This is a genomic window from Bradyrhizobium sp. sBnM-33, assembly GCF_032917945.1.
Lineage (GTDB): Bacteria > Pseudomonadota > Alphaproteobacteria > Rhizobiales > Xanthobacteraceae > Bradyrhizobium.
The window spans coordinates 7,652,379-7,666,434 of the sequence record NZ_CP136624.1 but is presented as its reverse complement, the minus strand read 5'-3'; the positions used below and the strand labels follow the sequence as shown (position 1 = coordinate 7,666,434).

At 63.1% G+C, this 14,056-nt stretch carries 13 protein-coding genes; 12 read left to right on the top strand and 1 reads right to left on the bottom strand.

Annotated elements, in window-relative coordinates:
- The first annotated feature begins 260 nt into the window (after nt 1-260).
- From RX328_RS35915 to RX328_RS35870, 10 genes are all read left to right on the top strand, one after another.
- Nucleotides 261-761 (top strand): tripartite tricarboxylate transporter TctB family protein, encoded by a 501-nt coding sequence (locus RX328_RS35915; protein ID WP_213254379.1) that lies wholly within the window; start codon nt 261-263, stop codon nt 759-761.
- Nucleotides 762-768: 7 nt separating this feature from the next.
- Nucleotides 769-2,334: a tripartite tricarboxylate transporter permease gene (locus RX328_RS35910; RefSeq protein WP_213254377.1), complete on the top strand. Its 1,566-nt coding sequence runs from the start codon at nt 769-771 to the stop codon at nt 2,332-2,334.
- Between the two features lie 112 nt (nt 2,335-2,446).
- The gene (locus tag RX328_RS35905) at nt 2,447-3,433 is read left to right on the top strand and encodes a tripartite tricarboxylate transporter substrate binding protein BugD (protein WP_213254375.1); all 987 of its coding nucleotides are present in this window, start codon (nt 2,447-2,449) and stop codon (nt 3,431-3,433) included.
- Nucleotides 3,434-3,650: 217 nt separating this feature from the next.
- Nucleotides 3,651-4,445, top strand: a complete 795-nt coding sequence (locus RX328_RS35900; RefSeq protein ID WP_213254373.1) for a thymidylate synthase — start codon at nt 3,651-3,653, stop codon at nt 4,443-4,445.
- Nucleotides 4,446-4,464: 19 nt separating this feature from the next.
- Nucleotides 4,465-4,950, top strand: coding sequence for a GNAT family N-acetyltransferase (locus tag RX328_RS35895; RefSeq protein ID WP_213254371.1), 486 nt, complete (start codon nt 4,465-4,467; stop codon nt 4,948-4,950).
- On the top strand, nt 4,950-5,462 hold the full coding sequence (locus RX328_RS35890) for a dihydrofolate reductase (protein ID WP_213254369.1): 513 nt from the start codon (nt 4,950-4,952) through the stop codon (nt 5,460-5,462). Before RX328_RS35895 ends, RX328_RS35890 begins: the two co-directional genes overlap by 1 nt.
- Before the next feature lie 172 nt (nt 5,463-5,634).
- The gene (hflK, locus tag RX328_RS35885; RefSeq protein ID WP_213254367.1) at nt 5,635-6,774 is read left to right on the top strand and encodes an FtsH protease activity modulator HflK; all 1,140 of its coding nucleotides are present in this window, start codon (nt 5,635-5,637) and stop codon (nt 6,772-6,774) included.
- Nucleotides 6,771-7,682, top strand: a complete 912-nt coding sequence (hflC, locus tag RX328_RS35880) for a protease modulator HflC (protein WP_213254364.1) — start codon at nt 6,771-6,773, stop codon at nt 7,680-7,682. The genes hflK and hflC overlap by 4 nt, the downstream gene beginning before the upstream one ends.
- A gap of 98 nt (nt 7,683-7,780) precedes the next feature.
- A complete protein-coding gene (locus RX328_RS35875) occupies nt 7,781-7,981 on the top strand; it encodes a DUF2065 domain-containing protein (protein WP_028350308.1) in 201 nt (66 codons plus the stop codon).
- A gap of 307 nt (nt 7,982-8,288) precedes the next feature.
- Complete coding sequence (locus RX328_RS35870; protein ID WP_213254362.1) at nt 8,289-9,797, top strand: Do family serine endopeptidase; 1,509 nt, start codon at nt 8,289-8,291, stop codon at nt 9,795-9,797.
- A 117-nt stretch (nt 9,798-9,914) separates the two neighbouring features.
- Here the strand turns inward: RX328_RS35870 and serB are convergent, their stop codons facing one another.
- Nucleotides 9,915-10,820, bottom strand: a complete 906-nt coding sequence (gene serB / locus RX328_RS35865) for a phosphoserine phosphatase SerB (RefSeq protein ID WP_213254360.1) — start codon at nt 10,818-10,820, stop codon at nt 9,915-9,917.
- On the opposite strand from serB, the gene miaA reads away from it, so the two are divergent.
- The gene (gene miaA, locus RX328_RS35860) at nt 10,819-11,748 is read left to right on the top strand and encodes a tRNA (adenosine(37)-N6)-dimethylallyltransferase MiaA (protein WP_213254395.1); all 930 of its coding nucleotides are present in this window, start codon (nt 10,819-10,821) and stop codon (nt 11,746-11,748) included. The two genes, serB and miaA, sit on opposite strands and share 2 nt — an antisense overlap.
- Nucleotides 11,749-12,158: 410 nt before the next feature.
- Nucleotides 12,159-13,934: an acetolactate synthase 3 large subunit gene (locus tag RX328_RS35855; protein ID WP_213254358.1), complete on the top strand. Its 1,776-nt coding sequence runs from the start codon at nt 12,159-12,161 to the stop codon at nt 13,932-13,934.
- The last annotated feature ends 122 nt before the right edge of the window (nt 13,935-14,056 follow it).

Below are 14,056 nucleotides of genomic sequence, written 5' to 3'. Positions count from 1 at the left end.
AGCGTTCGCCCCCGGGGCCGAACGTGTGGTTCGTAACGTGACTAGCAGTTCGCTCGCGTGTGCTGCAGCGCGCCAGCCGCAAAAGTTGCGATCTGCCCTTTACAGGGTCTGAAGGCGGCTTCTCCATTTACCGTCGGCGCTGCAGTGGTTTGGGTTTTGCTGGCGTTGTCTGAGGAAAGTCGCTAGGCAGTTTCCGGGACAAGTATCCAGGTTATCCAAGCAAACGGGCGAGAAGCCTGTCTTGGGGAGGAGAGATATCCATGAATGCTACGCCGGGCCATGCGCCGGTCAAATCCATCATGCCGAAATGGGTTCGCAACCCGCAGGAGTTTGTCGGCGGAATTGCCTTGATGGCGATTGCCGTGTTCGCCCTCTGGGCGTCGAGCGACCTGCAGGGCATGCGCGGATTTTCGTTCGGCGCCGGCACCGCGCCGCGGATGTTCGGATTTTTGCTGCTGGGACTAGGCGCCCTCATCACCGTCGTCGGCGTTGTCACCGAAGGTCCCCACCTTGCGAAATATCATTGGCGGGGACCGTTCTTCGTGACGATCGCGATTTTGACGTTTGCCTTCACGATCCGGCCCATGGGAATGATCTTTGCCGCCATGGCCGCCTTCTTGATCGCGGCATGCGGGTCGCCGGAAACCCGGTGGAAGGAGACGCTGATCGTTGCCGTCTGCCTGACGGCGTTTTGCGCCCTGTTGTTTCCATATGCGCTCGGCCTGCCTTTGCAGCTTCTGCCGACTTTCATGATCCGGTGAGGGCGTGATGGGAGATATTTTCTCAAATCTTGGACTCGGCTTCGGCGTCGTTTTCCAGTTCGTGCAGTGGACACCCGCCTTCCTTGGCGGAATTTCCATTCCGATCCCGGTCAATATTCTGCTGTGCCTGATCGGCGCACTGGTCGGTACGCTCGTTGGCGTGCTGCCCGGCATTGGCACTATCGCTACTGTGGCCATGCTGCTGCCGATCACCTTTGGCCTGCCCCCGGTAGGCGCACTGATCATGCTGGCAGGCATCTATTACGGTGCGCAATATGGCGGCTCGACCACGTCGATCCTGGTCAATATTCCAGGTGAGGCCGGCTCGGTGGTCACTGCGCTTGACGGCTTCCAGATGGCGAAGAGAGGCCGCGCCGGCCCGGCGCTCGCGATCGCCGCGATCGGATCGTTCTTCGCCGGCTGTGTCGCGACGGTGTTGATTGCCCTGCTAGGTGCGCCGCTCACCAGGGTGGCGCTGGCGTTCGGACCTGCCGAATACTTCTCGCTGATGGTGCTCGGCCTGATCTTCGCGGTTGTGCTCGCGAAAGGCTCGGTGCTGAAGGCGATCGCGATGATCGTGCTCGGCCTGCTGCTTTCCATGGTCGGGTCCGACATCGAGACCGGCGCGTCTCGCATGGCCTTCAACATTCCCGAACTGGCTGACGGCCTTGGTTTTGCCACGCTGGCGATGGGATTGTTCGGCTTTGCCGAAATCATTCGCAATCTCGACGCCGGTGGCGAAACCGATCGCAAGCTGGTTCAGGAGAAGGTTTCGGGACTGATGCCGACGCGGAGGGATCTCAAGGAGACGGCCCCTGCGATCCTGCGCGGCACCGTGCTCGGATCGATTCTCGGCATTCTGCCGGGCGGCGGCGCCGTGATCGCATCGTTCGCAGCATACACGCTCGAGAAGAAAGTCTCGAAAGATCCCTCGAAGTTCGGTCATGGCGAAATCCGGGGCGTCGCAGCACCCGAGAGTGCCAACAATGCCGCAGCCCAGACTTCGTTCATTCCATTGCTGACGCTTGGTATTCCGCCGAACGCGGTGATGGCGCTGATGGTCGGCGCGATGACGATTCACGGCATCGTGCCCGGTCCCCAAGTGATGCAGAAACAACCGGACCTGGTGTGGGGCATGATTGCCTCGATGTGGGTCGGCAACCTGATGCTGCTGATCATCAACCTGCCGATGGTCGGGATATGGGTGCGGCTGTTGCGCGTGCCGTACCGGTTGATGTTCCCATCGATCGTGGTTTTCTGCTGTATCGGCATCTACTCCGTGAACAACGCGCCAACCGACGTCATGATCGCTGGTGCGTTCGGTTTGGTCGGCTACTGGCTGATCAAGCACGATTTCGAGCCGGCGCCGTTGCTGCTCGGGATGGTGCTCGGACCGCTGATGGAAGAAAACCTGCGCCGCGCACTCCTGATTTCGCGCGGTGACTGGTCAGTCTTCCTGACGCGACCATTGTCGGCGGTACTGATGGCGATTGCAGCGGCGTTGCTTGTCCTTGCGGTGCTGCCGTCGCTGCGCAAGAAGCGCGATGAGGTGTTTGTGGAATCGGAGAACTGACCTGCGTCGGTGCGCCGCAGCCCGAAGTCTGGTCGACTTCGGGCTAATTTTCTATGCCATGGAAAATGCCGGCCGGCGGGCTCGGCATTGCAACGGATCCCGGGAGATCAAAATGATTAGGTACGGTCGTCGCTCGCTTGCGGGCGGTTTTCTGGCAGTGCTTGCGGGACTGGGCTTGTCGTCTTCGCAGGCCCAAGCTCAGACTTATCCCACGCGCAACATCACCATGATCGTGCCGTTTGCGGCGGGCGGACCGACGGACGTCATCGCGCGCATCGTCACCGGCCATATGGCGCAGACGCTCGGTCAAACCATCATCATCGAAAACGTGGTCGGCGCCGGCGGCACCACCGCCACCACCCGCGCCGCGCGCGCCGCCAATGACGGCTATACGCTGATCACTGGGCATATGGGCACGCATGCGGCTTCTGTGCCGCTCTATCCCAAGCTCGCCTATCACCCGGAAAAGGACTTCGAGCCGGTCGGACTGCTCGCCGGCACGCCGATCTTGATCCTGGCACGGAAGGATTTTGCGCCAAAGGATCTCAAGGAATTCATCGCCTACGTCAAAGCGAATGAGACCAAGGTCAACGCGGCGCATGCCGGCGTCGGCTCGGTCTCGAACGTATCGTGCGAACTGCTGAACTCGGTAATCGGCGTCAAGCCGATCGGCGTTCCCTTCAACGGCACCGGTCCGGCGATGAACGCGCTGGTGGCCGGGCAGGTCGACTACATGTGCGATCAGATCGTCAATGCCGTGCCGCAGATCAACGGCGGCACCATCAAGGCCTATGCCGTGGCGACGCCGGAGCGTAATCCCTCGCTGCCAAATGTTCCCACCACCGCCGAGGCTGGCCTGCCGGCCTTCCAGGCCCAGGCGTGGAACGCAATCTTCGCGCCCAAGGGAACGCCCCCGGAAATCATCGCCAAATTGAACGCAGCGATGGTCAAGGCCCTCGACGACGAGGGCGTACGCAAGCGCCTGCTCGAACTCGGCAGCGTGATCCCCCCTGCCGCCGATCGCACCCCTGCTGCGCTGGGGGCGCTGGTGAAGAATGAGATCACCAAGTGGACGGCGGTGGTTAAGCCGCTCAATTAACATAGCGTTTACAAGCGAAGTGCCGGGCGGTCCGCGCAAAGAAAACGCTACCCAAACAAGACCGTGCGAGGGGCGGGACCCAGGTTCCGCCCCTTGTCGTCTGTGCGGGGGATGATCATTTTTCCGGGTATAATCGGTGCGCGCAGCCGAATCGGCGTGTTGATCGGCTGTCCCGGCCGCTAAATTCGCCGCTCCGAGAAGGCCTGAAGCACCAGCCATGAACCAGTACCACGATCTGCTCGAACGGATCCTCTCAGACGGCGCGGAAAAGCATGACCGCACCGGCACCGGCACGCTGTCGATCTTCGGTCACCAGATGCGCTTCAACCTGTCGGCCGGCTTTCCGATGCTGACCACCAAGCGCCTGCCGCTGAAGGCGATCGTGCATGAATTGCTGTGGTTTCTCGCCGGCGACACCAACATCAAATATCTCAAGGACCACGGCGTTTCGATCTGGGATGAATGGGCCGACGCCAACGGCGATCTCGGCCCGGTCTACGGGTCGCAATGGCGCTCGTGGCCGGCGCCGGACGGGCGCAGCATCGACCAGATTTCCAATGTCATCGACATGATCAAGCGTAACCCGGATTCACGGCGGCTGATCGTGACCGCCTGGAATCCGGCCGACGTCGACAAGATGGCGCTGCCGCCCTGTCACTGCCTGTTTCAGTTCTATGTCGCGAACGGCAAGCTATCCTGCCAGCTCTATCAGCGCTCGGCCGACGTGTTCCTCGGCGTGCCCTTTAACATCGCGTCCTATTCATTGCTGACGATGATGGTGGCGCAGGTGACGGGACTAAAGCCCGGTGACTTCGTGCACTCGCTGGGTGACGCGCATCTCTACTCCAACCACCTCGAGCAGGCGCGGCTGCAACTGACGCGGCCGACGCGGCCGTTGCCGGTCATGAAGATCAATCCTGACGTGAAGGATATCTTCGCGTTCCGCTACGAGGATTTCGCGCTCGAAGGCTACGATCCGCACCCGCACATCAAGGCCGAAGTCGCTGTATGACCAGCGGTGTGAGCATCTGATGTCGCTGACGATCCGCCGCGCGCGCCCGGGCGAAGCGGGACTTGTCCTGTCCTTCGTTCGCGAACTCGCCGAATACGAAAAGCTGCTGCACGAAGTGGAAGCGACCGAAGCCGGTATCGATGCGGCGCTGTTCGGCGCCAATCCGCGCCTGTTCTGCGAGATTGCCGAGTGGGACGGAGAGCCGGCCGGCTTCGCGGTCTGGTTCGTGAATTTTTCAACCTTCAGCGGTCGCTCCGGCATCTATCTGGAAGATCTGTTCGTCCGCCCGGCGCTGCGCGGTAAGGGAATCGGCAAGGCGCTGCTGGTGCATCTCGCGAGGGAATGCGTGGCGAACGGCTGGTCGCGCTTACAGTGGGCGGTGCTCGACTGGAATACGCCGTCTATTGAATTCTATAAGTCGCTCGGTGCGGTCTTGATGGACGAGTGGACGGTGTGCCGGGTCGGCGGTCCGGCGCTCGCGGCGCTGGCGGAAGGGACGCGGTAATGGAAATCGTTCTCATCGTCGCTGTCGCCGAGAACGGCGTGATCGGAGCCGGGGGCGCCATTCCGTGGCGGCTGAAATCGGACATGGCGCGCTTCAAGGCGCTGACCTCGGGCAAACCTGTCGTTATGGGCCGCAAGACCTTCGTCTCGATCGGCCGGCCGCTTCCCGGACGGACAAATATCGTCATCACCCGCGACGCTGGTTTTCGCGCCGATGGCGTGGTGGTTACCCATTCGTTCAGCAACGCGAAGGCGATCGCCACCGGCGATGCACTGCGACGTTTCGCCACTGAGATCGCGGTGATCGGCGGCGCCGAAATCTACGCGCAATGGATGGACGGCGCCGATCGCCTGGAGATTACCGAGGTGCACGTCCGGCCCGACGGCGACACGCACTTCCCGGCGGTCGATTTAGCCGTCTGGGAAGAGGTGGCGCGCGTGCGGAATCCGGCCGGTCCGGACGACAGTGCCGATTTCTCCTATGTGACATTTCGTCGGCGCCAACAGGATTAACCTCGCTAACCAATGTTTACATTGACAATTATGGCGTCAGGCATAGCTGCTTCGTGGAGGAAGCTTGCGTTGTAAGGGACCTAGCGGTCCCCTATAAAGCCGGGCGGATATGCGAGGCTTAAGGCCTACCGCCGAGCAGGCGGGCCCGTTCCCCCGCAGAGGAGAGTTTACAATGCCGTGGAAGAATCAAGGTGGGGGCCCATGGGGCCAGGGTCCCAAGGGACCATGGGGCGGCGGTCCGCAGTCTACCGGGCCGAGGCCACCTGACCTCGAGGACCTTCTGCGACGCGGCCAGGACAAGCTGCAGCAGCTTCTGCCGGGCGGCCATTTCAGCGGCATGGGTATCGCACTGGTGCTGGCCGGCGCGCTGGTGATCTGGGGATTGTCCGGATTCTTCCGCGTGCAGTCGGAAGAGCTCGGCGTCGTGCTGCGCTTCGGCAAGCATGTACGCACCGTCGAGCCCGGGCTGAACTATCATCTGCCCTATCCGATCGAAACCGTGCTGCTGCCGAAGGCGTTGCGCGTCTCCACCATTTCGATCGGCATGAGCCTGATCGACGATCCGGCGCGGCGCGGCCGCACCATGCGCGACGTGCCTGAAGAAAGCCTGATGCTGACCGGCGACGAAAACATCGTCGATGTCGACTTCACGGTGCTGTGGCGGATCAAGCCGAACGGCGTCGGCAATTTCCTCTTCAACATCCAGAATCCCGAAGGCACGGTGAAGGCGGTGGCCGAAAGCGCGATGCGTGAGGTGATCGGGCGTTCGCAGATTCAGCCGATCCTCACCGGTGCCCGCAACTTGACCGAGCAGGGCGTTCACGAACTGATGCAGAAGACGCTGGATACCTATGGTTCCGGCGTTCAGATCACGCAGGTGCAGATGCAGAAGGTCGACCCACCTGCGCAGGTGATCGACGCGTTCCGTGACGTGCAGGCCGCGCGCGCCGACTTCGAGCGGCAGCAGAACGAGGCGCAGACCTACGCCAACCGCGTCATTCCCGACGCCCGCGGACGCGCCGCGCAGATCCTGCAGGTCGCCGAAGGTTACAAGGAACAGGCAGTCGCCGAGGCCGTGGGCCAGAGCGCGCGCTTCCAGAAGGTCTACGACGAGTACAAGAAGGCACCGGACGTGACGCGCCAGCGAATTTACCTGGAGACGATGGAGCGGATTCTCGGCGGCTCCGAGAAACTGGTCTATGACGGCGGCAACTCCGCACAGAGCATCGTGCCGTATCTGCCGCTCAGTGAGTTGACGCCGCGCCGTCCGCCGCCGACGGCTGGCCAGCAGCAGCAGGGAGGCTCGCGATGAGGTCTCCGGTTACAGGTATTGTCAGCCTGATCCTGCTGTTCGCGGTAGTGATCGTGGGCTACAGCTCGGTATTCACGGTGTCGCAGACCGAGCAGGCGCTCGTGGTCCGGCTCGGTCGGCCCGTTGACGTCGTGTCCGAGCCGGGCCTGAACTTCAAGGCGCCGTTTATCGACACCGTTATCAGCATCGACAAGCGCATCCTCGATCTGGAAAATCCGTCCCAGGAAGTTATCGCTTCCGACCAGAAGCGGCTCGTGGTCGACGCCTTCGCCCGTTACCGGATCAAGAACCCGCTGCGCTTCTATCAGAGCATCGGCTCGATCCAGGCGGCCAACATCCAGCTCACCACGCTGCTGAACGCGGCGCTGCGCCGCGTGCTGGGCGAGGTTCCCTTCATCAACGTAGTGCGCGACGAACGCGACACCCTGATGCAGCGCATCCGCGAGCAACTCGACCGGGAAGCCGATCAGTACGGCATTGAGTTGGTTGACGTGCGTATCCGCCGTGCCGATCTGCCGGAGGCCAATAGCCAGGCGGTCTATCAGCGCATGCAGACCGAGCGGCAGCGCGAGGCGGCAGAGTTCCGCGCCCAAGGCGGACAGAAGGCGCAGGAGATCCGCTCGAGGGCCGACCGCGAGGCAACCGTGATCATTGCGGAGGCCAACTCGACCGCCGAGCAGACGCGCGGCGCGGGTGACGCCGAGCGCAACCGGCTGTTCGCCGAGGCCTATGGCCGGGATCCGGATTTCTTCGCCTTCTATCGTTCGATGTCGGCCTACGAGACCGGGCTCCGCTCCAACGACACCCGTTTCCTGCTGCGGCCCGATTCCGAGTTCTTCCGCTTCTTCGCCAATCCGTCGGGGCGTCCGCCGGCGGCCGCCGCGGCCGCGGCGGCACCGAAGCCTTAAAGGGCCGGCCCGCACAACACGCAGTTTACGGCGAAGCGGGGGGCCGCTTCGCCGGCAAAAAAGCAAAAGGCGCTTGAATAGCGGGGGGATGCCATCCGATGAGGTCAATTGCGTTCGCCGACTTCCTCATCGGTGTGGGCATCCTGTTTGTGCTCGAAGGCCTGATGTTCGCAGCCAGCCCGGCCTGGATGCGCCGGGCGATGAAAAGCGCATTGGCGACGCCGGATAATATCCTGCGGATCGTCGGCATCGTTTCTGCGGTCGTCGGCCTGCTTCTGATCTGGTTCGTGCGGCGGTAGGTTTCACCGTCATTCCGGGATGGTCCGAAGGGCCAGACCTCAGGTGCGCAATTGCGCACCGGGGAATCCCGAGGTTCCACAATGTGCAATGCACATTGGGGTTCGCTTCGCGCCCTCAGCGACAAGCGCTGCCCGCTTGCGCGGGGAACGACGGCGTCCCAAACCTCCACGAATCGAAGTGATATCAACGAAATCGTGAGCCGCCAGCGGCCGATTTTTCGCCGGAATGTCGGGCGCAGATGCTTGCGCCTCGGACCCGTTCGGGCGCACTGTGGGCCCAAATTTGAGCATTTGGAGACGAGCCGACATGACCGGTGCCAGACCCACCTTGAAAAGCCGCCTGCGCCTGATGGGGATTGCGATCTCGCTCGGTGCCGCCAGTATGCTGGCTACAGTGCCGGCCAGCGCGCGCGGCCCGGATGGGATCGCCGACATTGCCGAGAAGGTGATCGATTCCGTTGTCAATATCTCGACCTCGCAGAGCGTGGAGGTCAAGGGCGCCGGCAGGGATGCGATGCCGCAATTGCCGCCGGGCTCGCCGTTCGAGGAATTTTTTGACGACTTCTTCAAGAACCGGCGCGGCGGCTTGCCCAAGGGCGGCGACAAGGGCGGCGATATGCAGCCGCCGCGCAAGACCAATTCGCTCGGCTCCGGTTTCATCATCGATGCCGCCGGCGTCGTCGTCACCAACAATCACGTCATCGCGGATGCCGACGAGATCAACGTGATCATGAACGACGGCACCAAGATCAAGGCCGAACTGGTCGGCGTCGACAAGAAGACCGATATTGCGGTCTTGAAGTTCAAGCCGGTGAAGCCGGTGACCGCGGTGAGATTCGGCGATTCCGACAAGCTGCGGCTCGGCGAATGGGTGATTGCGATCGGCAATCCGTTCAGCCTCGGCGGCTCGGTTACGGCCGGCATCGTGTCGGCGCGCAACCGCGACATCAGCCAGGGGCCGTACGACAGCTATATTCAGACCGATGCCTCCATCAACCGCGGCAATTCCGGCGGGCCGCTGTTCAACCTCGAAGGCGAAGTGATCGGCGTCAACACGCTGATCATCTCGCCGACCGGCGGTTCGATCGGCCTCGGCTTCGCGGTACCGTCGAAGACGGTGGCCGCCGTAGTTGATCAGCTTCGGCAGTTCGGCGAACTGCGCCGCGGCTGGCTTGGCGTGCGGATCCAGCAGGTCACCGAGGAGATCGCCGAAAGCCTCAACATCAAGCCCGCTCGCGGCGCGCTGGTCGCCGGCATCGACGAGAAGGGACCGGCCAAGCCTGCCGGCATCGAGCCCGGCGATGTCGTCGTCAAGTTCGACGGCAAGGACGTCAAGGACCCGAAGGATCTCTCCCGGGTCGTCGCCGATACCGCCGTCGGCAAGGAAGTCGACGTCGTCATCATCCGCAAGGGTAACGAGGAAACCCGCAAGGTTACGCTCGGTCGCCTCGAGGATACTGAAAAGGTGCAGCAGGCCGCCGCCAAGACCAAGGAAGATCCTGTCGAGAAGCCGGTGACGCAAAAGGCGCTCGGCCTCGATCTGGCCGCGCTGAGCAAGGACCTGCGGACGAAGTACAAGATCAAGGAGAGCGTGAAAGGCGTCATCATCACCGGTGTCGACGGCTCCTCCGACGCCGCCGAAAAGCGGCTTTCCGCCGGCGACGTCATCGTCGAGGTGGCGCAGGAAGCGGTCGCCAGCGCCGCCGACATCAAGAAGCGCGTCGATCAGCTCAAGAAGGACGGCAAGAAATCGGTGCTGCTGCTGGTGTCGAATGGCGAGGGCGAATTGCGGTTCGTGGCGCTCGGCGTGCAGTGATCACTCGTCATACTCCGCGAAAGCGGAGTATCCAGAACGCCGCAGCCTTTCGGTTCTATCGCTGACGTCTCTGGAATACTGGATCACCCGCTTTCGCGGGTAACGACAGTTGAGAGATTATCCCCCCACGAATTCCTCGCGTCGGTAACCCTGCGCATACAACAGCCCGGTGAGGTCGCCGTAGTCGATCCGCGCGGCGGCAGCGGCGGCTACCGCCGGCTTGGCGTGATAGGCGACCCCTAATCCCGCCGCCTGGATCATGCCGAGATCGTTGGCGCCGTCGCCGGCCACCAGCGTGTCGATCTCGTCGAGATCGAAGGATTCGCGAAGCTCGATGAGCGTGGCCAGCTTGGCGGCGCGGCCGAGGATCGGCTCGGCAACCTCGCCGCTGAATTTGCCGTCCCGTACCTTCAATTCGTTGGCGCGGTTTTCCTGGAAGCCGATCTTGGCCGCGACCGCATGGGTGAACAGGGTGAACCCGCCGGAGATCAGGCAGGTCCAGGCGCCGTTGGCGCGCATGGTGGAAACCAGTTCGCGGCCTCCCGGCGTCGGCGTGATGCGCTTTGCCAGGACCTCATCGACCACGCTGACCGGCAGGTCCTTCAGCAGCGCGACACGCTCGCGCAGCGCCGGCTCGAATTCGATCTCGCCGCGCATCGCGCGCTCGGTGATGCCTGCGACATGGGCCTTCAGCCCGGCAAAGTCGGCCAGCTCGTCGATGCATTCCTGGCCGATCATGGTGGAATCCATGTCGGCGAGAAAAAGCTTCTTGCGCCTGAACGCCGCAGGCTGCACCACAATGTCGATCGGCAGGTCGCCGCGCGCCTGTTGCAGGCGGGCTTCGATGGCCTTGATCTCGTCCGGGCTCTTGACCTGGCTGTCAAAGGGAATGTCGACGGCCACTTCGTCGAACAGCCATTGTGCCGTTCCCGGCGAGGGGAGAACGGCCAGCGCGCCGTCGACGATGGTGGTGTCGAGCGCGGGGTTGGCCGGATTGCAGATGAGGGTGGCGACCAGGGACATGCAGGCTTATCAGCTAGATTTGAGCAAGGCCGTGCTTATCGCAGGGCCGACCGCCAGCGGCAAGTCGGCCCTGGCGCTCGAATTGGCGCAAAAGACCGGTGGCTTCGTCATCAACACCGATTCGATGCAGGTCTATCGCGATCTCCGCATCATCACGGCGCGGCCGACGCCGGAGGAGGAAGCGCGCGTGCCGCACCGGCTCTACGGCCATGTCGATGCCTCAGTCAATTTCTCGGCCGGAGCGTGGGTGGAGGATGCAGCAAGAGCGTTGGCGGCGGCGCGCGGCCAAAAGCGCCTGCCGATCTTCGTCGGCGGCTCCGGCCTGTACTTCAAGGCGTTGACGCGCGGCCTGTCCGCGGTGCCGCCGATCCCGGCCGAGGTGCGCGACGCCGTTCGGGCGCGGCTGGAACGCGACGGCGTCGAAGCGCTGCACGCCGAGCTGGCGCGGCGTGATCCCGTCTCCGCCGAACGCCTGAAGCCGCGCGACCGCACACGCGTTGCCCGAGCGCTGGAGGTCGTCGAAGCCACCGGACGCGCACTGCCGGACTGGCATCGCGAGGGCCTGCCGCCGCTGCTGCCTCGGAGCGAATTCTCTGCGCTGTTCCTCGCGCCCGAGCGTGAAGAACTTTATGCGCGGATTGATGCGCGATTCGGCGCGATGCTGGCCGCGGGTGCGCTGGATGAGGTCGCAGCGCTCGCCGCGCGAAAGCTCGATCCCCTGCTGCCGGCGATGAAAGCCCATGGCGTGCCGGCGCTGATCCGGCACCTCAGGGGTGAAATCACGCGCGAGGAGGCCGCCGAAATCGGCCGCGCCGATACCCGCCATTATGCCAAGCGGCAGTTCACGTGGTTTAGGCATCAGTTGCCGGAGTTCGAGTGGGTAAAGCCAGAGGTGGCGAGGGGGTGGGTGGAAGCCCGCTCCTCGTAGCTCGAATGGAGCGAAGCGCAATCCGGGATTCTCTCCGCAGCGGCGACCGTGGCCCGGGTTACGCTTCCGCTCCACCCGGGCTAGGGCCTCCCGCATGGCTGCACGCATAAAATTCCCCCTCGCCGAATGCCCGGAACACCGCTACACTGCCCAAATCGCGCCGAAAGCGTGCTTCCCTTGACTTCCGGGGTACGGCAGCTATAACCGCGCAACCTTTGGGAAGTCCGAGCCGCAAAATGCGTAATATTATTACCAAACTCCTTATCGTCGTCGTACCCAGGCACACCGCCGGGGATGGCTAGCGGCCATCCAAATTCAGGCGGTGTGCATGGGGCCTCTCGGGCCCTTTTTTATTTCCCAAAACAGACAACCGAAAGAAGCCGCGCCGACAAGCGCATCCGGAGCAGACCATGACCGACAAGAGCAACGACCCCAATCAGATGACCGGCGCCGCGATGATCGTGCGCGCGCTCATCGATCATGGCGTCCAGCACATCTTCGGCTATCCCGGCGGCGCGGTGCTTCCGATCTACGACGAAATTTTCCAGCAGAGCGACGTCGAGCACATCCTGGTGCGGCACGAGCAGGGCGCCGGCCATGCGGCCGAGGGCTACGCGCGCTCGACCGGCAAGCCGGGCGTGGTGCTGGTGACGTCAGGCCCAGGCGCCACCAACATGGTGACGCCGCTGACGGACGCGCTGATGGATTCGATCCCGCTGGTGTGCATCACCGGCCAGGTCCCCACCCATCTGATCGGCAACGACGCGTTCCAGGAATGCGACACTGTCGGCATCACCCGTCCCTGCACCAAGCACAACTGGCTGGTGCGCGACGTCAACGATCTGGCCAAGGTGCTGCACGAGGCGTTCTATGTCGCGACCACGGGCCGTCCCGGACCCGTCGTGGTCGACGTGCCCAAGGACGTGCAGTTTGCGGTCGGCACCTATCATCCGCCGCGCAAGTCCGACGTGCATGTGTCCTATACCCCGCGAGTGAAAGGCGATGCGGCACAGATCCGAAAAGCGGTGGCGCTATTGGCTGCCGCAAAGCGCCCGGTGATCTATTCCGGCGGCGGCGTCATCAATTCCGGACCCGAGGCGTCGAAGCTGTTGCGCGAGCTCGTCGAGGTCACAGGCTTTCCGATCACCTCGACCCTGATGGGGCTCGGCGCTTACCCGGCGACCGGCAAAAACTGGCTCGGCATGCTCGGCATGCACGGCACCTACGAGGCCAACATGACGATGCATGGTTGCGACGTCATGCTGTGCGTCGGCGCGCGCTTCGACGACCGCATCACAGGCCGCACCGACGCGTTCTCGCCGGGCTCGAAGAAGATCCACATTGATATCGATCCGTCCTCGATCAACAAGAACATCCGCGTCGACGTGCCGATCATCGGCGACGCCGGCAATGTGCTCGGCGACCTGCTGCAGGTGTTCAAGGCGGAGGCTAAGAAGCCCGACATCAAGAGCTGGTGGCAGGAGATCGCCACCTGGCGTGCGCGCAATTCGCTCGCCTACAAGAAGAGCAACGACGTCATCCTGCCGCAATACGCCATTCAGAAGCTGTTCGAGGCGACGCGCGGCCATGACACCTACATCACGACCGAAGTCGGCCAGCATCAGATGTGGGCGGCGCAGTTCTTCGGTTTTGAGGAGCCGCATCGCTGGATGACGTCGGGCGGTCTCGGCACCATGGGCTACGGCCTGCCGGCAGCGCTCGGCGTGCAGGTCGCGCACCCTGACAGCCTCGTGATCGACATTGCCGGCGACGCCTCGGTGCAGATGACGATGCAGGAGATGTCGACGGCGGTTCAGTTTGAACTGCCGATCAAGATCTTCATCCTGAACAACCAGTACATGGGCATGGTGCGGCAGTGGCAGCAGCTCCTGCATGGCAACCGGCTGTCGCATTCCTATTCGGAAGCGCTGCCGGATTTCGTCAAGCTCGCGGACGCCTTCGGATGCGTCGGCATCCAGGCGATCAAGCCTGGCGATCTCGACGGCGCGCTCAAGGAGATGATCAAGGTCAAGCGTCCGGTGCTGTTCGATTGCCGCGTCGCCGCGCTGGAAAACTGCTTCCCGATGATTCCGTCCGGCAAGGCGCACAACGAAATGCTGCTGCCGGTGGAAGCGACTGACGAAGCCACCGCCGCGGCGTTTGCCGGCGGCAAGGCGCTGGTGTGAGTGTGAGGATGCGAGACAGAAATTCCATTGTCATCGCCCGGCTTGACCGGGCGATCCAGTACGCCGAGGCGTCTCGGTTGTGCTTGGGCGTCTCTGGAATACTGGATCCCCGCCTTCGCGGG

What these genes read in the sequence shown, in the direction of transcription:
- RX328_RS35915 (WP_213254379.1), top strand. Translation starts at nt 261, where the DNA reads ATGAATGCTACGCCGGGCCATGCGCCGGTCAAATCCATCATGCCGAAA.
- RX328_RS35910 (WP_213254377.1), top strand. Translation starts at nt 769, where the DNA reads ATGGGAGATATTTTCTCAAATCTTGGACTCGGCTTCGGCGTCGTTTTC.
- RX328_RS35905 (WP_213254375.1), top strand. Translation starts at nt 2,447, where the DNA reads ATGATTAGGTACGGTCGTCGCTCGCTTGCGGGCGGTTTTCTGGCAGTG.
- RX328_RS35900 (WP_213254373.1), top strand. Translation starts at nt 3,651, where the DNA reads ATGAACCAGTACCACGATCTGCTCGAACGGATCCTCTCAGACGGCGCG.
- RX328_RS35895 (WP_213254371.1), top strand. Translation starts at nt 4,465, where the DNA reads ATGTCGCTGACGATCCGCCGCGCGCGCCCGGGCGAAGCGGGACTTGTC.
- RX328_RS35890 (WP_213254369.1), top strand. Translation starts at nt 4,950, where the DNA reads ATGGAAATCGTTCTCATCGTCGCTGTCGCCGAGAACGGCGTGATCGGA.
- hflK (WP_213254367.1), top strand. Translation starts at nt 5,635, where the DNA reads ATGCCGTGGAAGAATCAAGGTGGGGGCCCATGGGGCCAGGGTCCCAAG.
- hflC (WP_213254364.1), top strand. Translation starts at nt 6,771, where the DNA reads ATGAGGTCTCCGGTTACAGGTATTGTCAGCCTGATCCTGCTGTTCGCG.
- RX328_RS35875 (WP_028350308.1), top strand. Translation starts at nt 7,781, where the DNA reads ATGAGGTCAATTGCGTTCGCCGACTTCCTCATCGGTGTGGGCATCCTG.
- RX328_RS35870 (WP_213254362.1), top strand. Translation starts at nt 8,289, where the DNA reads ATGACCGGTGCCAGACCCACCTTGAAAAGCCGCCTGCGCCTGATGGGG.
- miaA (WP_213254395.1), top strand. Translation starts at nt 10,819, where the DNA reads ATGCAGGCTTATCAGCTAGATTTGAGCAAGGCCGTGCTTATCGCAGGG.
- serB (WP_213254360.1), bottom strand. Translation starts at nt 10,820, where the DNA reads ATGTCCCTGGTCGCCACCCTCATCTGCAATCCGGCCAACCCCGCGCTC.
- RX328_RS35855 (WP_213254358.1), top strand. Translation starts at nt 12,159, where the DNA reads ATGACCGACAAGAGCAACGACCCCAATCAGATGACCGGCGCCGCGATG.